23 protein-coding genes are annotated in these 19,868 nt (G+C 74.8%); 13 read left to right on the top strand and 10 right to left on the bottom strand.

Annotated elements, in window-relative coordinates; genetic code table 11:
* The first annotated feature begins 27 nt into the window (after positions 1 to 27).
* The 3 genes from ACQP12_RS10775 to ACQP12_RS10765 all read left to right on the top strand — a co-directional run bounded on the left by ACQP12_RS10775 (position 28) and on the right by ACQP12_RS10765 (position 2,647).
* A complete protein-coding gene (locus ACQP12_RS10775) occupies positions 28 to 717 on the top strand; it encodes a response regulator transcription factor (RefSeq protein ID WP_089155714.1) in 690 nt (229 codons plus the stop codon).
* 29 nt (positions 718 to 746) lie between these two features.
* Positions 747 to 2,135 carry a HAMP domain-containing sensor histidine kinase gene (locus ACQP12_RS10770; RefSeq protein ID WP_357946228.1) on the top strand — a complete coding sequence of 463 codons (1,389 nt, stop codon included), beginning with the start codon at positions 747 to 749 and terminating at the stop codon, positions 2,133 to 2,135.
* Between the two features lie 236 nt (positions 2,136 to 2,371).
* The gene (locus ACQP12_RS10765) at positions 2,372 to 2,647 is read left to right on the top strand and encodes a hypothetical protein (protein ID WP_433287114.1); all 276 of its coding nucleotides are present in this window, start codon (positions 2,372 to 2,374) and stop codon (positions 2,645 to 2,647) included.
* On the opposite strand, the gene ACQP12_RS10760 is transcribed toward ACQP12_RS10765, so the two are convergent.
* Both ACQP12_RS10760 and ACQP12_RS10755 read right to left on the bottom strand, forming a co-directional pair.
* Entirely contained in the window at positions 2,604 to 3,629 is a 1,026-nt protein-coding gene (locus ACQP12_RS10760) for an adenosine deaminase (RefSeq protein WP_433287112.1), read from the bottom strand. The genes ACQP12_RS10765 and ACQP12_RS10760 overlap by 44 nt on opposite strands.
* Entirely contained in the window at positions 3,626 to 4,417 is a 792-nt protein-coding gene (locus ACQP12_RS10755; protein ID WP_357946236.1) for a trans-aconitate 2-methyltransferase, read from the bottom strand. Before ACQP12_RS10755 ends, ACQP12_RS10760 begins: the two co-directional genes overlap by 4 nt.
* 84 nt (positions 4,418 to 4,501) lie before the next feature.
* Between ACQP12_RS10755 and ACQP12_RS10750 the strand changes: the two genes are divergently transcribed.
* Positions 4,502 to 5,485, top strand: coding sequence for an aldo/keto reductase (locus ACQP12_RS10750; RefSeq protein ID WP_433287110.1), 984 nt, complete (start codon positions 4,502 to 4,504; stop codon positions 5,483 to 5,485).
* Positions 5,486 to 5,576: 91 nt separating this feature from the next.
* Positions 5,577 to 5,774 (top strand): hypothetical protein, encoded by a 198-nt coding sequence (locus tag ACQP12_RS10745; protein WP_357946241.1) that lies wholly within the window; start codon positions 5,577 to 5,579, stop codon positions 5,772 to 5,774.
* 93 nt (positions 5,775 to 5,867) lie between these two features.
* Here the strand turns inward: ACQP12_RS10745 and ACQP12_RS10740 are convergent, their stop codons facing one another.
* From ACQP12_RS10740 to ACQP12_RS10710, 7 genes are all read right to left on the bottom strand, one after another.
* Positions 5,868 to 6,071: a cold-shock protein gene (locus ACQP12_RS10740; RefSeq protein WP_091424054.1), complete on the bottom strand. Its 204-nt coding sequence runs from the start codon at positions 6,069 to 6,071 to the stop codon at positions 5,868 to 5,870.
* A 287-nt stretch (positions 6,072 to 6,358) separates the two neighbouring features.
* The gene (locus ACQP12_RS10735; protein ID WP_357946244.1) at positions 6,359 to 6,631 is read right to left on the bottom strand and encodes a DUF4235 domain-containing protein; all 273 of its coding nucleotides are present in this window, start codon (positions 6,629 to 6,631) and stop codon (positions 6,359 to 6,361) included.
* The gene (locus tag ACQP12_RS10730) at positions 6,628 to 6,969 is read right to left on the bottom strand and encodes a DUF3618 domain-containing protein (RefSeq protein ID WP_357946248.1); all 342 of its coding nucleotides are present in this window, start codon (positions 6,967 to 6,969) and stop codon (positions 6,628 to 6,630) included. Before ACQP12_RS10730 ends, ACQP12_RS10735 begins: the two co-directional genes overlap by 4 nt.
* Entirely contained in the window at positions 6,966 to 7,400 is a 435-nt protein-coding gene (locus ACQP12_RS10725; RefSeq protein WP_357946250.1) for a phage holin family protein, read from the bottom strand. The genes ACQP12_RS10730 and ACQP12_RS10725 overlap by 4 nt, the downstream gene beginning before the upstream one ends.
* Positions 7,401 to 7,710: 310 nt before the next feature.
* Positions 7,711 to 8,907, bottom strand: a complete 1,197-nt coding sequence (locus tag ACQP12_RS10720; protein WP_357946254.1) for a mechanosensitive ion channel family protein — start codon at positions 8,905 to 8,907, stop codon at positions 7,711 to 7,713.
* 77 nt (positions 8,908 to 8,984) lie between these two features.
* Entirely contained in the window at positions 8,985 to 9,806 is an 822-nt protein-coding gene (locus tag ACQP12_RS10715) for a DUF1206 domain-containing protein (protein ID WP_433287106.1), read from the bottom strand.
* A 62-nt stretch (positions 9,807 to 9,868) separates the two neighbouring features.
* Positions 9,869 to 10,234 (bottom strand): hypothetical protein, encoded by a 366-nt coding sequence (locus tag ACQP12_RS10710; protein WP_357946260.1) that lies wholly within the window; start codon positions 10,232 to 10,234, stop codon positions 9,869 to 9,871.
* A 74-nt stretch (positions 10,235 to 10,308) separates the two neighbouring features.
* Between ACQP12_RS10710 and ACQP12_RS10705 the strand changes: the two genes are divergently transcribed.
* Entirely contained in the window at positions 10,309 to 11,535 is a 1,227-nt protein-coding gene (locus ACQP12_RS10705) for a cysteine desulfurase-like protein (protein WP_433287104.1), read from the top strand.
* On the top strand, positions 11,532 to 11,819 hold the full coding sequence (locus tag ACQP12_RS10700; RefSeq protein WP_357946265.1) for a GNAT family N-acetyltransferase: 288 nt from the start codon (positions 11,532 to 11,534) through the stop codon (positions 11,817 to 11,819). The genes ACQP12_RS10705 and ACQP12_RS10700 overlap by 4 nt, the downstream gene beginning before the upstream one ends.
* A gap of 32 nt (positions 11,820 to 11,851) precedes the next feature.
* On the opposite strand, the gene ACQP12_RS10695 is transcribed toward ACQP12_RS10700, so the two are convergent.
* Positions 11,852 to 13,354, bottom strand: coding sequence for a glycoside hydrolase family 3 protein (locus ACQP12_RS10695; protein WP_433287102.1), 1,503 nt, complete (start codon positions 13,352 to 13,354; stop codon positions 11,852 to 11,854).
* A gap of 135 nt (positions 13,355 to 13,489) precedes the next feature.
* On the opposite strand from ACQP12_RS10695, the gene ACQP12_RS10690 reads away from it, so the two are divergent.
* From ACQP12_RS10690 to ACQP12_RS10665, 6 genes are all read left to right on the top strand, one after another.
* On the top strand, positions 13,490 to 13,612 hold the full coding sequence (locus tag ACQP12_RS10690) for a hypothetical protein (protein WP_255474570.1): 123 nt from the start codon (positions 13,490 to 13,492) through the stop codon (positions 13,610 to 13,612).
* Between the two features lie 87 nt (positions 13,613 to 13,699).
* A complete protein-coding gene (locus tag ACQP12_RS10685; RefSeq protein ID WP_433287099.1) occupies positions 13,700 to 14,650 on the top strand; it encodes a TIGR03557 family F420-dependent LLM class oxidoreductase in 951 nt (316 codons plus the stop codon).
* A gap of 87 nt (positions 14,651 to 14,737) precedes the next feature.
* Positions 14,738 to 15,781, top strand: a complete 1,044-nt coding sequence (locus tag ACQP12_RS10680; RefSeq protein ID WP_433289215.1) for an ATP-binding protein — start codon at positions 14,738 to 14,740, stop codon at positions 15,779 to 15,781.
* Between the two features lie 2 nt (positions 15,782 to 15,783).
* Positions 15,784 to 17,619, top strand: coding sequence for a vWA domain-containing protein (locus ACQP12_RS10675; RefSeq protein ID WP_433287097.1), 1,836 nt, complete (start codon positions 15,784 to 15,786; stop codon positions 17,617 to 17,619).
* A 45-nt stretch (positions 17,620 to 17,664) separates the two neighbouring features.
* Positions 17,665 to 19,296 carry a RecQ family ATP-dependent DNA helicase gene (locus ACQP12_RS10670; RefSeq protein WP_433287095.1) on the top strand — a complete coding sequence of 544 codons (1,632 nt, stop codon included), beginning with the start codon at positions 17,665 to 17,667 and terminating at the stop codon, positions 19,294 to 19,296.
* Positions 19,297 to 19,362: 66 nt separating this feature from the next.
* A complete protein-coding gene (locus tag ACQP12_RS10665) occupies positions 19,363 to 19,866 on the top strand; it encodes a hypothetical protein (protein WP_357946276.1) in 504 nt (167 codons plus the stop codon).
* Positions 19,867 to 19,868: the final 2 nt, after the last annotated feature.

The following is a 19,868-nucleotide window of genomic DNA, read 5'->3' as shown; positions in this document are numbered from 1 at the left end:
ACTTGCCACGCCGAGTACGGTGCTGACGTGGCAACCGTCCTCCTGGTCGAAGACGATCACGTCGTCCGCGGCGCGATGCTGCGGTCCCTCACCGACCGGGGACACGCGGTGCACGCCGTCGGCACGGCGCTGGACGCGCTGCGCCGGGTCGCCGCCGAGACTCCCGACCTGGTGGTGCTCGACCTCGGCCTGCCCGACCTGGACGGCTCCGACGCGCTGCGCATGCTGCGCGGCATCACCGACGTGCCGATCATCATCGCGACCGCCCGCGACGACGAGCAGTCGGTGGTCCGGCTGCTCCGGGCGGGCGCCGACGACTACATGGTCAAGCCCTTCACCGGCGCCCACCTGGACGCGCGGATCACCACCGTGCTGCGCCGGGCCGGCCGGGCCAGCCGGACCGTCCAGCCGGCCGTGCACACGGTCGGCGGCCTGCGGGTGGACGTGGGCGAGCGCAGCGCCGTGCTGGACGGCGAACCCCTGGCCCTGACCCGCAAGGAATTCGACCTGCTGGCGTATCTCGCCGCACGTCCCGGCCGGGTAGTGTCCCGGCGGGAACTCTTGGAGGAGGTATGGCGGCAGCCCTCGGTCGGCGAGGACCAGACCATCGACGTTCACCTCTACTGGCTCCGCCGCAAAATGGGCGAGTCCGCGGCGAAGCCGCGCTACCTGCGCACCGTGCGGGGGGTCGGCTTCCGGCTGGTGGCGCCGGACTGAGGCCGGCGCTGGCCTGGCTCACGGCCGGCATGTGCAGCCTCGTCGCGCTCGCCTTCCTCATCCCGCTCGGGATCACCCTGTCCGACCAGGCGCGGGAGGAGAAGCTGGCCGACGCGGCCCGGCGCAGCGCGCTGGTCACCGGGGCGCTCGCGGTCAGCACCGACCCGGAGATCGTCCGGCGGGCCGTGGCGGCCAGCGACGACGACGCGGCGCTGCGGCCCGTCGTACACGGGATCGGGGTCGACGAGAGCGCGGGCCGCGCCGACGCGGCGGCGCTGGACCGCGCGGCCGCCGAGCGGCGTTCGGTGGTCACCGACGTGCCCGGTGGCGTCCTCCGGCTGGACCCGGTGGTGCTCGGCGACCGGGTCGCCGTGGTGGAGGTCTTCGTTCCCGACGAGGTGCTCGACGCCGGCGGCGGTGGGCGGTGGCTGCTGCTGCTCGCCGTGGCGCTGGCGCTGGTCGGCGCGGCGGTGATCGTGGTCGACCGGGTGGCCGCCCGGGCCGTCGACGCGACCGGCGAGCTGGTGAAGGCGGCCCTCGCGGTCGGCGACGGCGAGCTGGGCGTGCGGGTCGAGCCGACCGGGCCGCGGGAGCTGGCCGAGGCCGGGCACGCGTTCAACCGGATGGCGGAGCGGCTGGTCGCGCTCCGCGCCGACGAGCGGGAACTCGTCGCCGACCTGTCGCACCGGCTGCGGACGCCGCTGACCGCGCTGCGGCTGGACGCCGAGGCGCTGGAGTCCGACGACACCAGCATCGGCACGTTCAGCGAGGCGGAGCTGGACCGCCGCCGCGGCATCCGGCGGATCCGGCAGGCCATCGTGACGCTGGAGGGCGAGGTCGACCAGCTGATCACGACCACCCGCAAGGCGGTCAGCCAGGAGACCGGGCCGGCGACCTGCGACGTCAGCGAGGTGGTCCGGGACCGGATGGTCTTCTGGTCGGCCCTGGCCGGCGACCAGAACCGGCCGCACCGGGTGGTCGGCGCGCAGCTGCGGATCCCGGTGCCGGTCCCCCGGGCCGAGCTGGCCGCGGCGCTGGACGCGGTGATCGGCAACGTCTTCCGCTACACCCCCCAGGGCACCGCGTTCGAGGTGGCGGTGAGCCGGCGGGACGGCTGGGTGGCGATCCGGATCGACGACGCCGGCCCGGGGATCGCCGACGCGGACCGGGCGCTGCGCCGGGGCGCCAGCGACCAGGGCTCCACCGGCCTGGGGCTGGACATCGCCAAGCGGGTCGCGTTGCAGGCCAACGGCTCGGTGAGCATCGACCGGGCCCGGCTGGGCGGGGCCAGCGTGGTGATGCTGCTGGCCGACCCGGAGGCGACGCCCCGGCAGGTCAACCGGTTCGGCCTGGTCGGCCGGATGGCGCGCGACGCCCGGGAGCCGCGGGCCGGCCGGCGCTGGCCGCGCCAGCGCTGAGCCGGTGGCTGTGGGCCGCCGCAAGTCTTCCTTAGGACTGGGTTAACGACGGCCCCGGCGCCCGGCCGGGCTGTCAGGATCAGTACCGAACCCATCAGTTCCGCCGGCCGGGGACGCCCCGTAACACCTCGGTCGGCGGAGCAGTGCGCGCGGCGGGAGTTCGGTCCCCCCACACCTCGCTCCCGCCGCGCGCCGCTTCTCCCGTCGAGCCGCACCCCGGGCGTGAGGTGACCGTGATGACGCCGACCGTCAGCCGCCTGCTCCGCTGGGCCGCCGTGATCGGCCTCGGCGTCGCCCTCACGCTCGCCGCCTGGCAGGACCCGGTCCTCGCGGACGGCCCCGGCCGTGCCGCCGACCGTCTGCCGGGCGCCACCGTCGCGATCGCCGCGGTGGTGGGGTTCGGGCTGGCCCTGGCCGGGCGGCGCCGGCCGCTGCGGGTGTCCCGGCGGCCGGTGCCGTCCCGCCCGCTCAGCGCGTCGCGGCCGCCACGTACGCGTCGATCTCGCCGCTGATCCGGGCCTGCTCCCCCGGCTCCAGGAACGCGGCCGTGACCGCGTCGCGGGCCAGCGCGGCCACCCCGGCCGGGTCGAGGCGCAGCAGCCGGGCGGCCACGGCGTACTCGTCGTTGAGCGTGGTGCCGAACATCGGCGGGTCGTCGGAGTTGACGCTGACCAGCACGCCCGCCTCGACGAGCTGCGGCAGCGGGTGCTCCTCGATGGTCGCCACCGCCCGGGTCCGCACGTTGGAGGTGGGGCACACCTCCAGCGGGATCCGCCGCTCGGCCAGGTGGGCGAGCAGCGCCGGGTCGAGGGCGGCGGAGATGCCGTGACCGATGCGCTCGGCGCCCAGCTCGCGCAGCGCGTCCCAGACGGTCTCCGGGCCGGTGGTCTCGCCGGCGTGCGGCACCGACCGCAGGCCGGCCGCGCGGGCCTGGTCGAAGTACGGCTTGAACTGCGGCCGCGGCACCCCGATCTCCGGGCCGCCCAGGCCGAAGCTGATCAGCCCGTCCGGCCGCTCGTCCAGGGCGATCCGCAGGGTCTGCTCGGCGGCCGGCAGGCCGGCCTCGCCGGGGATGTCGAAGCACCAGCGCAGCGCGATGCCGAAGTCGGCCTCGGCCCGCTTGCGGGCGTCCTCGATCGCCTCGCAGAAGGCCGGTGCGGGGATCCCCCGGTGCACGTGGGAGTACGGCGTGACGGTCAGCTCGGCGTACCGGACCTGCTGGCGGGCCAGTTCCCGGGCCACCTCGTGGGTGAGCAGCCAGACGTCGTCGGCGTCGCGGATGAGGTCCACCACGCTCAGGTAGACCTCGATGAAGTGGGCGAAGTCGCGGAACGCGAAGTAGTCGGCGAGCGCCTCCGGGTCGGCCGGGACGGGAGTGCGCCCCTCGTGCCGGGCGGCCAGCTCGGCCACGATCCGGGGCGAGGCGGAGCCGACGTGGTGCACGTGCAGCTCCACCTTGGGCAGTCCGGCGATGAAGGTGGGCAGGTCGGTCACAGGTTCTCCTCTGCGCGGGCGCCGGTGCGGGCCACCACGAAGATCCGGCGGAACGGGAAGTACACCTGACCCTGCCGCACCGGGTACGCCTCGGCGAGGCGTACCCCGAGCTCGGCGCGGAAGCCGGCCCAGCCGGCGGCGTCGAGCGCGGCGCGGACCGGGCGCAGCGCCGTGCCCTCCATCCAGGCCAGCACCGGATGGTCGGCGCCGGCGGCCGGGAGCAGGTGCACGTAGGTAGTCTCCCAGGCGTCCACGGCGCAGCCGGCACCGACCAGCAGCGCGGCGTAGTCGACCGGCTCCTCGACGGGCGCCTCGCGCAGCAGCGGGGCGAGGGTGTCCCGCCACCGGTCCCGCCCGGCCACCTCGCGCAGCGCCCGGTGCGACGGGGCGGCGAAGTTCCCCGGCACCTGGAACGCCAGCCAGGCGCCGGCCGGCAGCGCGGCGGCCCAGCGGGTGAGCAGCTCCCGGTGGCCGGGCACCCACTGGAGCACCGCGTTGCTGACGAGCACGTCCACGTCCGGCTCGGGCCGCCAGGTGCGGACGTCGCCGACGGCGAAGTCGACCGGGGTGTCCAGGGCGGCCGCCCGCGCGATCATCTCCGGGGAGGAGTCCAGGCCGGCGATCCGGCTCTCCGGCCAGCGCTCGGCGAGCGTGGCGGTGAGCGTGCCGGGCCCGCAGCCGAGGTCGACCACGGCCCGTGGGCGCGCGGCGGGGACCCGGGCCACCAGGTCGTGGAAGGGGCGGGAGCGCTCGTCGCCGTAGCGCAGGTAGGTGCTCGGATCCCACATGACTGCCTCCAAACCGTACGTACGTCTTGTTAGACCGTACGGCCCGGCGGGCGTACCGGCAAGCGGCTCACTAGGCTCGACAGGGTGGAACAGCGCAGCTTCGACCGGCTCGGCCGGCACGTCGGCATCATCGGACTCGGCGCCTGGCAGCTCGGCGCGGACTGGGGCGAGGTCAGCGAGAGCACGGCCCTCGACGTGCTCGGCGCCGCCGTCGACGCCGGGGTCACCTTCCTGGACACCGCCGACGTCTACGGCGACGGCCGCAGCGAGCAGCTGATCGGCCGGTTCCTGCGCGCGCACCCCGGGCACGGGCTGACCGTGGCCACCAAGATGGGCCGGCGCGTGCCGCAGGTGCCGGAGGCGTACACCCTGGACAACTTCCGGGCCTGGACCGACCGGTCCCGGGCGAACCTCGGCGTGGACACCCTCGACCTGGTGCAGCTGCACTGCCCGCCCACCGCGGTCTTCGCCGACGACCGGGTCTTCGACGCCCTGGACACCCTGGTCGCCGAGGAGCGGATCGCCGGATACGGCGTCAGCGTCGAGACCAGCGACCAGGCGCTCACGGCGATCGCCCGCCCCGGCGTGGCCAGCGTGCAGATCATCCTCAACGCCGTACGCCACAAGCCGCTGGAGCGGGTGCTGCCCGAGGCCGCGAAGGCCGGGGTCGGCATCATCGCCCGGGTGCCCCTCGCCAGCGGCCTGCTCTCCGGCCGGTACGACGAGCACACCACCTTCCCGGCGAACGACCACCGGAACTTCAACCGGCACGGCGAGTCCTTCGACGTCGGCGAGACCTTCTCCGGCGTCGACTACGACCTCGGCCTGTCGGCCGTGCGGCGGCTCGCGCCGCTGGTCGGCGAGGGCCGGACGATGGCCCAGTTCGCGCTCCGCTGGATCCTCGACCAGCCCGGCGTCACCGTGGTCATCCCGGGCGCCCGCAACGCGGAACAGGCCCGGCGCAACGCCGCCGCGGCCGGCCTGCCGTCGCTGACCGAAGTGGAGCTGGCCGCCGTCCGCGCCACCTACGACGAGCTGATCCGCCCACAGGTGCACGACCGGTGGTGACCCCGTACCGGCGGGCCGTCGGCGCGGTGTCGCCGCCGGCCGGCGCCCGCGGGCATGCTGGAGCCGGGCGCGCGTCGGCGGAGGGGGAGCGATGAGGGGCTGGTTCCGGCTCACCGTGGGGCTGCTGGCCGTGGTGCTCGGTGCCCTGTGGACCGTGACGGGCCTGGGCTACGTCGAGGGCAGCGCGCTGACCGACCAACGGATCTGGGCGGTCGCCGGCCCGGCGCTCGTCCTCATCGGACTCGTGGCGCTGTGGTTCGGCATGCGGGCCCGGCGCCGGCGCGGCTGAGTCGCGGCCGGTCCACAGTGCGGAAAAGCCCCGCCTCCCGGAAGGGACGCGGGGCTTCTGCGCACCGGCCGGCGCGGCCGGTGCTCCGACAGCTCAGATGGGGCGGACCTGCTCGGCCTGCGGACCCTTCTGACCCTGGGCGATCTCGAACTCCACCCGCTGGTTCTCCTCCAGCGTGCGGTAGCCGCTGGACTGGATGGCCGAGAAGTGGACGAACACGTCAGCACCCCCGCCGTCGACGGTGATGAAGCCGAAGCCCTTGTCAGCGTTGAACCACTTCACGGTTCCCTGCGCCATGTGTATCTCCTTCTAAAACTGGCGGCCGAGCACGCCGTGCGGCCGATTGGCCGTTTTCGAGCAGCGGTGCCTGAGGCGGCCCCCATCGAAGGAGACTTCTCTCAACCCACGCGTCTCTCAACAGCGTGAGACAGCAAACCACGTACGCAAAAACTTCGCACAGCCTACCCGACGAAAGTCTCCGACATGTGACCTGACGGTGGCGGCAGATCCACTGGCCGGGCCCGTCGGGCCAGGCGAAAGGCCCCTGTCCACCGAGGTGAAAGGGGCCTTTCGTGCGTATGGAATCAGTCGGGCCAGCGGCCGGTGAGCCGGCGTACGCCGACCGCCCCGCCACGGTCCACGGCGGCCCGGACGACCGCGAAGATGGCCCCCTGCAACGCCGCGGCGGCGAGGATCTCGCCCCAGCGGCGGTCCTCGTCGGTGGCGCTGGGCGCCTCGCCGTCGCCGGCCGTGATCTTCCAGACCTGCCGGAAGATGACCCCGGCGACGGTGCCGGCGGCCAGACCCATCAGCACCCCGACCGGCTTGTAGACAACCCTGCCGACGCCCTTGCTCACCTGCGCCTCCCACGAACGATCAACAGCACCACCGCGGTGGCCACGGCCCCGGCCGCCACGGCCGCCCACGGCACCGGGTTGCGCCCGACCGCCCCACCCTTCTCGTATGCCTGCGCCCGGACCAGCCGGGCCCTCTCCGCCGCCTGCCCGCGCACCCGGGCCACGGTCAGCGCCGCCTGCTCGCGCATCCGCACCTTCGCCTGCTCGGCGGAGTGCCGCACCAGGGCCTTGACGTCGGCCCTGGCGGCCAGCAGCTCCATCGTCTCACCCAGCTCCACCCGGGTCCGGCGGATCTCCTCCCGGAGCGCCGCCACGTCCCCGGTCCCGTTGCCGGTCATGCCCGCCTCCCGTCCTTCACCGCGGCGGTGACGGTGTCGACGTCCGCCCGGACGCTGCGGACCGTCGCCTCCGGCACCGGCGGGACGGCACGGCTGACCTGCTTCTTGCCGACGAGCGCCAGGATGCCGGCGAGCAGGAAGAGCGCCACCGCCACGATCAGCGCGGCGAGCCACGCCGGCATGACCAGATCCAGCAGCAGGATCACCGTGGCGACCAGCGCGCCGGCGCCGTAGAAGGCCATCACCCCGCCGCCGCCGAACAGACCGATCCCGATCCCGGCGTGCTTGCCCTTCTGGGTCAGTTCCGCCCGGGCCAGCGCCAGCTCGTCCCGCACCAGGCGGGTGACCTGTTCGGTGGCCCGCTGCACCAGCTCCGCGGTGGACGGCTCGTGCCCGGTCCGGGACGCGCTGCGACTCGCGACGTCAGCCATGCTGTCCTCCTTTCATCATCACCGCGCTGTATGCCCGGAGTCGCCGCCCGTCAATCCTGCGCGGAGCGGCCGGTCGACCCGGCCGCACACCATGTCCTCGTCCGGCCGCCGGGCGGCGGCCGGATCCGGGGCGTGCGCAGCAGGTCCCCCGGTACGCGCCGATCAAACGCACCCGGCCCGACCTGCCGCGTCCGCAGGCCGTCCGGCAGGTGCAACGGGCCGGACGGGCCGCAGGTCACGAGGGGCGGCCGACGCGCGGAGCCCCCGGCGCCGCGGGGGCGGCTGCCGGGGGCTCCGGAGGGGGTACGGGTCAGCGGCGGGCGTCGGCGTGTTCGTCGCGGCCGACGAACGCCTCGCTGCGGGCGTCGCCGTCGTCGCTGCCGCCGAAGACCCGCGCGTCGTCGGGCACCTCGGTGTCGGGCCGCCGGCGGGCCGGCCGCCGCGGCTGCGCCGCCTGCCAGGGCAGCGGGCCGCCGGTGTCGCCCACCTCGGCGCGCAACCGGGGCAGGGCCGTCGGGCGCTGGTCGCGCACCCAGGCGACCAGGTGCTCGCGGACCAGGCAGCGCAGGTCCCACAGGCTGCCGGCGTCGGCCGCGCTGACCAGGGCCCGGACCTTGACCAGGCCGCCGGTGGCGTCGGTCACCTGGAGCACGCAGACCCGGCCGTCCCAGAGCTCCGTGCCCTCGCACAGCCGCCGCAGCTCCTCCCGCATGGCCTGCACCGGAATGGCCCAGTCCAGGTCGAACTCGGCGGTGCCGAGCACGGCCGCCTCGGTCCGGGTCCAGTTCTGGAACGGGGTGCTCGTGAAGTAGGAGGTGGGCAGGATCAGCCGGCGGTCGTCCCAGACCTGCACGACCACGTAGCTGAGGGTCAGCTCCTCGACCCGGCCCCACTCCCCCTCGACCACCACGACGTCGTCGAGGCGTACGGCGTCACTGAAGGCGAGCTGGAGGCCGGCGAAGACGTTGCCCAGCAGGCTCTGCGCGGCCAGCGCGGCGACCACACCGACCACACCGGCGCTGGTCAGCACCCCGGCGCCGATGCCGCGGACGGCCGGGAAGGTCATCAGCATCACGCCGAGGGCGAGCACCACGATCACCGCGATGGTCAGCCGGCGCAGCAGCACCACCTGCGTACGCACCCGCCGGGCGTGCCGGTTGTTCGGCACGTCCACCCGGAACCGGGCCAGCGCCGTGTCCTCCGCCACCACCAGCAGCGAGGCCACCAGCCAGGCGGTGGCGGCGATCAGGGCGAGGACCAGGACGTGCAGGACGAGCTGCCGCCAGGGGCTGCCCACCGCGTACAGGGTGGTGAACCGGACGGCGAGCTGCACGGCGAGCACGGTCGCGGCCACCTGGAACGAGCGGTGCGAGTGCTCGGTGAGCTCGGTCATCAGCAGCGACCGCCGGCCGAGCCGGCGGGTGGCCCGGTGCACCACCTCGACCAGCAACAGCGCGACCGCCGCCGCGGCGAGCGCGGCGGCGGCGGTCACGAGGTAGGTCTGCACGTTCTCTACTCTCCCTCCGGCCGGGCGGAATCGGGCAAAGGCCCAATGGTGCCCGGACTATCGCGTATCGACCAGGATCACACCCGGCGGTAGCGCGACTGGAAGAAGCAGTAGACGCCGAAGGCGGCGATACCGAGCGCCATGAGCGTCAGCAGCACCGGCCCGTACGACTGGTCGCGGAGGGTACGCAGGGCGGCGTCCAGCCCACGGGCCTTCTCCGGGTCGTACTTCACGGCGGCCGTCACGATCAGCAGGCCGGCGATGGCGAAGACCGCGCCGCGGGCGGCGTACCCGGCCATGCCGAGGCGGCGGGTCAGGGTGCGCGTCTTCGGGCTCATCCCGCCGGTCTTCAGGTTGCGCTCGAACTTCTTCTTGAGCCCGTAGATCACCATGCCGATTCCGACGGCGGCGAGCACCAGGCCGGCCAGCCCGACCAGCCACCGGCCGCCCTCGGAGGCCATCAGCTTCTCGGTGAACTGCTGCTGCTGGTCGGCGGCGTTGCTGCTCGCGTCCTGGAAGACCTTGACGGCGGTCCAGCCGAGCCAGACGAAGACGATCACGCGGACGACGGAGGCGATCCGCTCGAAGAGCTTCTCCTTGCCGCGCCGGGAGCGGTGGCCGATGACCGCCTCGAACGCCTGCCAGATCGCCATGGCGAAGAGCCCGACGGCGATGGCCACCAGGAGGAACTTGCCGAGCGGCTGTTCCCCGAGGGTGCGCAGGGCACCGTTCTGGTTGCCCTCCTCCCCCGACTTGCCGAAGGCGATCTGCACGGCCAGCCAGGCGAAGAGGAGGTGCACGATCCCGTAGCCGATGAAACCGGCCCGGGTCAACAGTTCGAGCCACCTGCTGTTCGCGGCCTGGGCGGCGGTGGCTCCGGCGTTCCGGGTGAGAGACATGGCGCCTCAATCTCCCGGTGCGAAGATTTCCAAACGTCGGCCGCCGCCGCCCGGCGCGGCGATCAGCCGTTCGGGTCGCGGGCCACCCGGACGACGACCTGCTGGTTGGTGACGCTGTCGAGGGTGACCGAGAAGCCGCCGGCCTGGGCGGCCTGCTGGCCGACGGTGAGCGAGAGCTGCTCCCCGGCCACCTCGACGGTGACCTGGTCGCCCTCGGCACCGACCAGCTTCGCCTCGACGCCCAGGATGGAGGCGCTGGCCTCGACGCCACGCTCGAAGGTGACGGTGCAGGCGTCCAGACCGCAGTCGGTGGAGGCGTTGTCCGAACTGCAACCGGCCAGCAGCGCGGCGCCGAGCGCGAGGCCGGCGAGCAGGCCGGCGGCGCGGCGGGTGGGGGTCAGCACGGGGGAAACGCGTCGATTCGTCACCCGGCCAAGGGTACGAGACGGCGGCCACACCGCCACCCGCCGGTGATCGTCCCGCCGCGGGTTAGGGTCCCGGCATGCCCTTCGACATCGCCCGCACCCGGGCCGCCTACCCCGCCCTGACCGAGGGCTTCGCCCACTTCGACGGCGCCGGCGGCACCCAGACCGCCCGGCCGGTGATCGAGGCGGTCACCGCCGCCATGACCGCCGCCACCGGCAACCGGAGCACCGCCTTCGTACCGGGACGGCGGTCGCTGGACCTGGTGGCCGCGGCCCGTGCCGCGGTGGCCGACCTGCTCGGGGCGGAGCCCGGCGGCGTGGTGCTCGGCCCGAGCGCCACGGCGCTGACCTACACCCTGGCCCGGACGCTCGGGGCGGGCTGGCGGCCGGGCGACGAGGTCGTGGTCTCCCGGCTGGACCACGACGCCAACGTCCGGCCCTGGGTGCAGGCGGCCGAGGCCGCGGGGGCGACGGTTCGCTGGGCCGAGTTCGACCCGGCGACCGGGGAGCTGCCCGCCGGCCAGTACGCCGACCTGGTCACCGAGCGCACCCGGCTGGTGGCCGTGACCGCCGGCAGCAACGCGATCGGCACGGTGCCGGACGTGGCGGCGATCGCGAAGACCGCGCACGCGGCGGGCGCGCTGGTCTGCGTGGACGGGGTCCACGCGGTGCCGCACGGCCCCACCGACCTGGCCTCGCTCGGCGCGGACTTCCTGGTGACCAGCGCCTACAAGTGGTCCGGGCCGCACCTGGCCGCGATGGCCGCCGACCCGGCCCGCTGGGCGTCGCTGCGCCCGGCCAAGTTGCTCCCCTCCTCCGACGCGGTCCCGGACCGGTTCGAGTACGGCACGCCGAGCTTCCCGCTGCTGGCCGGGGTGGTCGCGGCGGTGGACCACCTGGCGGCCCTCGACCCGGCCGCGACCGGCGGCCGCCGGGACCGGCTCCGGGCCGGGCTGGCCGCCGCCCAGGCGCACGAGGAGGCCGTCTTCGAGCGGCTGCTCGCCGGGCTGGCCGCCCGCCCCTTCGTCACCGTCCACGGCTCGCCGGCCCGGCGTTGCCGGACGGTGTCGTTCCGGGTGTCCGGGTCGACCCCCGCGGAGACCGCGGCGGCACTGGGCGCGGCCGGCGTCTGCCTCTCCTCCGGCGACTACTACGCCTACGAGTACTTCCAGACCATGGGCCTGCGGGACAGCGGCGGCGCGGTCCGGGCCAGCGTCTACCACTACAACACCGTCGAGGAGGTGGACCGCTTGCTGGCCGAACTCGACCGGCTGGCCGCCGCCGGGGAGAGAATGGCCAGGTGAGCTTCCTGGTCGAGGAGAACCCCGCGAAACGCCGCTTCGAGATCCTCGTCGACGACGCGCTGGCCGGGTTCACCGCGTACGTGCCGCGCGGGGAGGTGCTGGTCTTCACGCACACCCAGGTGGACGAGCGCTACCAGAACATGGGGGTGGGCTCGGCGCTGATCCGGGGCACGCTCGACCAGATCCGCGAGCGCGGCGGCCGCCTCGTGACCCAGTGCGAGTTCATGGCCACGTTCATCCAGCGCCACCCCGAATACGCCGACCTGGTGGTCCCCGAGCCCTGACCGGCCGCCGGCCCGGCGGGGCCCGGCTCGGGTCAGCGCGTGCCGGCGAGCAGTTCGGCGGCGGCGAGGGCGGCGGCCCGGGTCGCGCCGTGGGTGGCCACGTGCACCACCCCGGTGACCAGCTCGGGCACCCCCAGCTCGACCACCACCGCGTCCGGGCGGGCGGCCAGGGCGCGGGACACGGCGTCCCGCATCCAGTCGTGCCGGTGCAGGTCCCGCACCACCAGCACCAGGGGGCGGCCGGCCGCGCCGGCGGCCGGGTCGGCGGGGACCTCCTCCCGGGCGTACCGGGCGGTCGTGGTGCCGGGCGCCAGGTCGGTCAGGGGCGCCGCGATCCCCCACGGCGTCTCCGCACCGATGGCGATGTTGCGCGGCGGGGCGAACTCCACCACGTGCGCCGGGCCGGCCAGCGGCAGCAGCCCGCCCGCGCCGGTGACCACGCGCAGGGCCCGGCGGGCGGCGGCCAGGCCGATCGCCGAGCCGGCGTCGCCGGGCCGGTGCCCGGACCGCCCGGTCCGGGCGGCGACCGTCCAGGCGGCGAGCTGCCCGACCCGCTTCGCCGCCTCGGCCAGCCGCTCCTCGGGCAGCTCACCGGCGACGACCGCGGCCACGATGGCGTCCCGCAGCTCGCGGGCGTCGGCCTCGGTGGCCCGCTCCCCGCCCACGCAGATCGCGTCCGCCCCGGCGGCGAGCGCGCGGACCGCCGCCCCGGCGAAGCCGTACCGGTCGGCCACGGCCCGCATCTCCACGGCGTCGGTGACCACCACGCCGCCGAAGCCCAGCTCCTCGCGGAGCAGGCGGCCCAGGATGCGCGGGCTGAGCGTGGCCGGCAGTTCCGGGTCCAGCGCCGGCACCAGCAGGTGCCCGGTCATGACCGCCTGCGCCCCGGCCGTGACGGCGGCCCGGAACGGGGCCAGCTCGACCGCGTCCAGCCGGGCCCGGTCGCCGCCGATGCGCGGCAGGTCGTGATGGGAGTCGACATGGGTGTCGCCGTGCCCGGGGAAGTGCTTGGCGCAGGCCGCGACGCCGCCGGCCTGCAGGCCGCGGACCCAGGCGGCGGTGTGCCGGGCCACGAGGGCCGGGTCGGCGCCGAAGGAGCGGACCCCGATCACCGGGTTCTCCGGGTTGGAGTTGACGTCGGCGTCCGGGGCGTAGTTGAGCGTGACGCCCACGCCGGCCAGCTCGGCGCCCAGGTCGCGGGCGACCTCCTCGGTGAGGTCCGGGTCGTCGACCGCGCCGAGGGCCAGGTTGCCCGGCCGGGAGCTGCCCCGGGCCGACTCGATCCGGGTGACGTCGCCGGCCTCCTCGTCGATGGCCACGATCACGTCGGGCCGCTCGGCGCGTAGGGTCGCGGTCAGGGCGGCGACCTGCTCGTGGTCGACGACGTTGCGGGCGAAGAGGACCACCGACCCGAGCCCCTCGGTGAGCCAGCGGCAGACCCACGGCGGCGGTGTGGTGCCGACGAACCCCGGTTGCAGGACGGCGGCCGCCAGGGCCGCCAGGTCTCCGGTCGCTCCCACGGTCCGCTCACTCATGCGCTGTCGTACCCCCGTCTTCCCCACGGCCCGCCGCCCGGCGGTGCTGTCATGGTCACACCGCCCTCCGAAATAGTCAACAATCCTTACTGTTAGCGGCTGGCACCGCCGGGTGGCCCGTGGGAGAGTGCGAGCATGCCTCCCGCCCTGCTCGCCGACGCCACCAGCGCCGCGGACATCCCCGGCGTACGCCTGCTCGGCCTGGTGGTCGGCGGCCTGTTCCTGCTGATCGCCATCCGGGCGATGTTCCGCCGCTGACCCGCCGCGTTCGGATCCCGTCTCCCCGGGGTAGGGCTGTCGTTGTCGGTGCGTGCGCCCGGCACGCGGACGCGGCGAGGGGGAGCGATGAAGATCGGCTACTTTCTGTCCAGCGAGGAGTACACCCCGGCGGAGCTGCTGGAACAGGCGCGCGGCGCCGAGCGGGCCGGCTTCGAGGCACTGTGGATCTCCGACCACTACCACCCCTGGGTCGACGCGCAGGGCCAGAGCCCCTTCGTCTGGTCGACCATCGGCGCCCTCAGCCAGGTCTGCCGGCTGCCGGTGACCACCGCGGTCACCTGCCCCACGGTCCGCATCCACCCGGCGGTGATCGCCCAGGCCGCGGCCACCAGCGCGGTGCTGCACGAGGGGCGGTTCGTGCTCGGGGTGGGCAGCGGCGAGGCGCTCAACGAGCACATCTTCGGCGACCCGTGGCCGCAGACCGACGTCCGGCTGGAGATGCTGGAGGAGGCGGTCGAGGTGATCCGCGAGCTGTGGACCGGCGACTTCGTCAACCACCACGGCAAGCACTACACGGTGGAGCACGCCCGGATCTACACCCGCCCCGACACTCCCCCGCCGATCTACGTCTCCGGCTTCGGCGCGAAGTCGATCGAGCTGGCCGCCCGGATCGGCGACGGCTACGTCAGCACCATGCCCGACGCCGACATGGTGCGCCGATTCCGTGACTCCGGCGGCGGCGAGAAGCCCTGCCAGGCCGGGTTCAAGGCCGCCTACGCCGACAGCGAGGACGAGGGCGCGCGGATCGCGTACGAGCGGTGGCCCAACGCCGGCGTGCCGGGCGAGCTGTCCCAGGTGCTCCCGTCACCGCGCCACTTCGAGCAGGCCGCGCAGCTCGTCAAGCCGGAGATGATGAAGGAGTCGTTCGTCTGCGGCCGGGACGCCGACGCCCACCTGGAGATGATCGACAAGTACGCCAAGGCCGGCTTCGACGAGATCTACGTGGCCAACACCGGCCCGCACTGGCAGGGCCTGTTCGACCTCTACCAGCGCGAGGTGCTGCCCCGGCTGCGCTGAGGCCGGCGCCGGGCCGGGGCCACCGGAATTGAGGTGCGGACCGCCGCCCCACTTCCGATCATGGTGGGCGTGCATTCCGCCCTGACGGTGACCCCGGCCGAACTGCCCACGCTGCTGCTGCACGTGGCGGTGGTCCGGCCCGTCTTCGTCTGGGGACCGCCCGGCATCGGCAAGAGCTCGCTGGTCCGGGCCTTCGCCGACTCGCTCGGCCTGCCCTGCGTGACCCTGGTCGGCACCCAGCTCGCCGCCGAGGACCTGATCGGTGTGCCGGAGCTGCGCGACGGGCGCAGCCGGTTCGCGCCTCCGGAGTCCATCGCCCGCGACGAGCCGTACTGCCTGTTCCTGGACGAGCTCAACTCCTCCAGCCCCGAGGTGCAGAAGGCGTTCTACTCGCTGATCCTCGACCGCCGGATCGGCTCGTACGAGCTGCCGGCCGGGTCGATCGTGATCGGCGCCGGCAACCGGGCCACCGACAACGCCCTCGCCCGGCCGATGGCGTCCGCGCTGGTGAACCGCCTGGTGCACGTGCACCTGCGGGCCTCGGCGACCGACTGGCTGGCCTGGGCGGCCGCCGCCGGGGTGCACCCGTGGGTGGTGGACTACCTGACCGAACGCCCCGACCAGCTCTGGGTGGCACCGCCCAAGACCGAGGAGGCCTTCTCGACCCCGCGCAGCTGGCACATGCTCTCCGACGCGCTGCACTCCTTCGGCGCCGACGTCGACGAGGCGACCGTGCGGCTGCTGGCCGGCGGCACGCTCAGCGGGCAGCACGCCGCCGGCTTCGCCGCGTACGTCAAGACGGTGCGGCACCGGTACGGCCTGGACGCCATCGTGCGGGGTGACGCCGGCTGGCCGCGGGGCCCGCACGACCGGGACCTGCTCTACTTCTTCGCCGAGGCGTTCCGGGCCCGGCTGGTCAAGGAGCTGCCCGCCTCCCGGGAGCACGCCTCTCCCGGCGTGCGCGACTTCGCGATCCGGGCCAAGGGGCTGCTGGTGGAGCTGGCCGAGATCTCCCTCGAATGCGCCCAGCTCGTCGTCGCCACCGACGACGACGGGATGCCGGTGCTGCCGGCCTGGTTCCTGGTCGAGGTGACCCGGGACCTGCCCCGCCTCGTCGCGGCCCGGGCCTGACCGTGGCGACCCGACGCCGGTCCGGCCGCCGGCCGGATCCGAACGAGGAGGCGTTCGACCAGGCCGCGAAGCGCGCCCACGACCACCCGATGTTCCGGCCGCTGCTCGCCGGCGGGTACCCGCGCGCCCGGCTGCGCCGGAGCGACGGCGAGGGGCCGGCGGACGGACGGGGCTGGGCGCGGGTGGCCGCCGACGGCGAGATCACGGTCGACCTGCGGCGGCGCGCGGACGCCGACGAGTGGTGGTGGGTGGTGGCCCACTGCCTGCTGCATCTCGGCTTCGGTCACCTGGAACCGGACCGCGCCGGCCACACCGACCAGGCGGCGGAGGTCGCGGCCTGCGTGGCGGTGAGCCGCTTCCAGCTCGACGCCAAGCTGGGCCGGCCGCCCCGCCTGCTGCCCACCCCGCTGCCCGGCGGGGCGGAGGAGCGGCTGGCCGCCGACTGGCGGCACCGCGGGGTCCCGCCGGAGTACCTGGACTGCGGCGTCGGCGGTCACGGCGGCGACGTGGTGCTCCCGGCCCGGCCCGCCGGGTCGGCCGCCCCGCAGCTGCCCGGCACCAGGTGGCAGACCTGGCCGGAGCGCTTCGCCGTGGGCCTGGCGGCGGCCGCCGCCGCGGCGGTGGAGGCGGCGGGAGCGCCCAGGCCGGGACCGGGCGGCGTGACCCGGGACAACGCCTGGGAGCGGGCCCGGCGCTGGTTCGTCTCGTCGTACCCGCTGCTCGGCGCGCTGGCCGCGGGGTTCCGGATCGTCGCCGACGTGGAACTGGCGCGCTCGTGGGACATCGCGGTCGCCGCCGTGGACGCGGACGCCGGGGAGATCTACGTCAACCCGCTGCGGGTGCTGCCGGAGGCGCAGTGCCGTTTCGTGCTGGCGCACGAGATGCTGCACGCGGCGCTGCGGCACGGCGAGCGGGTGGCACACCGCGACCCGTACCTGTGGAACGTCGCCACCGACTACGTCGTCAACGGCTGGCTCGTGGAGATGGCGGTCGGCGAGATGCCCGAGGGCCTGCTGCACGACCCGCAGCTGCGCGGCCTGTCGAGCGAGGCGGTGTACGACCGGCTCGCCACCGACCTGCGCCGCCACCGCAGGCTCGCCACCCTGCGCGGCGCGGGGCGGGGGGACATCCTGGGCCACGGGACGCCGGGGCCGGGCGAGGCCCGCCGCGGGATCGACCTGGACGAGTACTACCGGCGGGCGCTGACCGGCGGGCTCGCCTACCACGAGTCGTCCGGGCGGGGACTGCTCCCGGCCGGGCTGGTCGCCGAGATCCGCGTGCTCGACGAACCGCCGCCGCCGTGGGACGTGCAACTGGCCCGCTGGTTCGACGAGCGGTTCCCGGCGCGGGAGCGGCTGCGCTCGTACGCCCGGCCGTCGCGCCGCCAGGCCGCCACCCCCGGCATCCCGCGTCCCGGCTGGCACCGACCCGAGGTGGAGGAGCGCCGGCCGACCTTCGGTGTGCTGTTGGACACGTCGGGGTCGATGGGCACCCGGCTGATGGGGCGGGCGCTCGGCGCCGTCGCCGCGTACGCCCTCGCCCGGGACGTGCCCGCCGCCCGCGTGGTGTGCTGCGACGCGGTGGCGTACGACGCCGGCTACCTGCCGGTGGAGGAGATCGCCGGGCGGGTCCGGGTGCGGGGCGGCGGCGGCACCGTGCTCCAGCCGGGCGTACGCCTGCTGGAGAACGCCGACGACTTTCCGGCGGACGGTCCGATCCTGGTGATCACCGACGGGGAGTGCGACGTGCTGCGGATCCGCCGGGACCACGCCTTCCTGGTGTCGCGTGGCGCCCGGTTGCCCTTCACCCCGCGCGGCCCGGTGTTCCGGATGACCTGATGACCCGGTTTCGGCGGTGATCGGCAGGGGTACCTGCGGCCACTGATGAAACTGACCAGGCACTCGACGACCCTGCGCCGCGCGGCCAAGAGCCTCTTCGGCTGGACCGCCCTCCGGCCCAACCAGCTGGCCGCCATGCGGGCGGTCATGAAGCGCCGCGACGCCCTGGTGGTGCTGCCCACCGGCGCCGGCAAGTCGGCGATCTACCAGATCCCGGCCAGCCTGATCCCCGGTCCCACGGTGGTCATCTCCCCGCTGCTCGCCCTCCAGCAGGATCAGATCGCCGCGCTCAACGAGCGGCAGCGTCCCGAGCTGCGGGCGGTCCGGATCAGCTCCGACGAGAGCGCGGCCCAGCAGGCCGAGGCGATCGAGGAGATCCGGGCGGGCCGCGCCGAGTTCCTGTTCATCACCCCGGAGGCGCTGAGCAACCCCGAGCGGCTGGCCGAGGTCCGCGCGCTGACGCCGGCGCTGGTCGCGATCGACGAGGCGCACTGCATCTCCGCCTGGGGGCACGACTTCCGCCCGGACTACCTGGCGCTCGGCCACCTGATCGAGGGCATCGGCCGGCCGCCGGTGGTGGCGCTGACCGCCACCGCCTCCCCGCCGGTCCGCGACGACATCGTGGCCCGGCTGCGGCTGCGCGACCCCGAGGTGGTGGTGTCCGGGCTGGACCGGCCCAACCTCTTCCTGGAGGTGGCGCACTGCCCCACCGACGACTACCGCTGGCGGCGGCTGCTCGCGCTGCTCCGCGACGACGAGCGGCCCGGCATCATCTACGTGCCGACCCGGCGGGCGGCCGAGGAACTGGCCCAGCGGCTCACCGACGCCGGCTTCCCGGCGCAGTACTACCACGGGGGGATGCCGACCGGCGCCCGCAACGAGCTGCACGAGGCGTTCCTGGCCGACCAGGTGCCGATCATGGTGGCGACCTCGGCGTTCGGCATGGGCATCGACAAGCCGAACATCGCCTGGGTGGTGCACATGGCGCTGCCCGACTCGCCGGACAGCTACTTCCAGGAGATCGGCCGGGCCGGCCGGGACGGGGCGCCCGCCCGGGTGCTGCTGCTCTGGCGCGCCGAGGACGTCGGCCTCCAGCGCTACTTCAGCGGGGGCCTGCCCGACGAGAACGAGCTGGCGGAGCTGGCCGCCCTGCTGCGCAAGCAGGCCCGCACCAAGAAGGAGCTGCGCGAGGTGACCGGCCTGGGGCCGCGCAAGCTCGGCCAGTACCTCTCCCTGCTGGAGCAGGTGGGCGCCGCGGAACCCCGGGCCCGGCAGCGGATCGCCGCCCCCCGGTACGCCCCGGCGGCCGCCGAGTCGGGCCGGGCCGCGCTCGCCGAGGCGGAGCGGCAGCAGACCGTGACCCGGTCGCGGACCGACATGATGCGGGCCTTCGCGGAGACCACCGGCTGCCGGGGGCAGGCGCTGCTGGCGTACTTCGGCGAGCAGATGAGCGAGGTCTGCGGGCACTGCGACAACTGCCACGCCGGCACCAGCGTCCCCGCGGACGGCGCGGTGGGGCCGTTTCCCGTGCACAGCCAGGTGCGCCACCCGGAGTGGGGCGCCGGCCTGGTGCTCAGCTACGAGGAGGACCGGATGACGGTGCTCTTCGACGAGGTGGGCTACAAGACGCTGTCCGTCCGCGTGGTGTCCGAACAGGGCCTGCTGGAGCTGGACTAGCCTGACCCGGGCGCCGCGGTGGCGGCGCCCGTCGACAACGACGACCACGGCGAAAGGGGCTTGATCGTGATCGAGCAGCCGGCGTACACCGGGTTCGGTTTCTCCGACGAGGAGTGGGGGCTGCTGGTCGGTCTGCCGCAGTCGGTCCTCGCGGCGGCCGCCGCGGCCGAGTCCGACGGCACCCGGCGCACCATGGCCGAGAACGCCGCCGGGCTGGAGACGATCGCCGCGGGCCGCGAGTCGGCCAGCCCGCTGGTGGCCGCCGTCGCCGGCGAGATCGTCTCCCGGGTGGGCGACCCGGAGGCCGGTGAGGAACTGCCGGTCATCACCCCCGACGACCCCCAGGCGATGATCGAGGACGTGCTCGGCCGGGCCGGGCAGGCGTCCGTGCTGCTCTCCGCCAAGCTCGACGAGGGGCAGGCGGGCGCCTACCGGCACTGGCTCGTGGAGATCGCCGAGCAGGTGGTGGGCGCCGCGTCCACGGGCGGCATCCTGGGCCTCGGCGGCGACGTGGTGAGCGACTCGGAGCGGCGCTTCCGCGACCGGCTCGCGCACGTACTCAACGACTGATC

Origin of the sequence: Micromonospora sp. CA-244673 (assembly GCF_050948395.1) — a bacterium.
Taxonomy (GTDB): domain Bacteria; phylum Actinomycetota; class Actinomycetes; order Mycobacteriales; family Micromonosporaceae; genus Micromonospora.
This window is presented reverse-complemented; position numbering and strand designations above follow the sequence as displayed.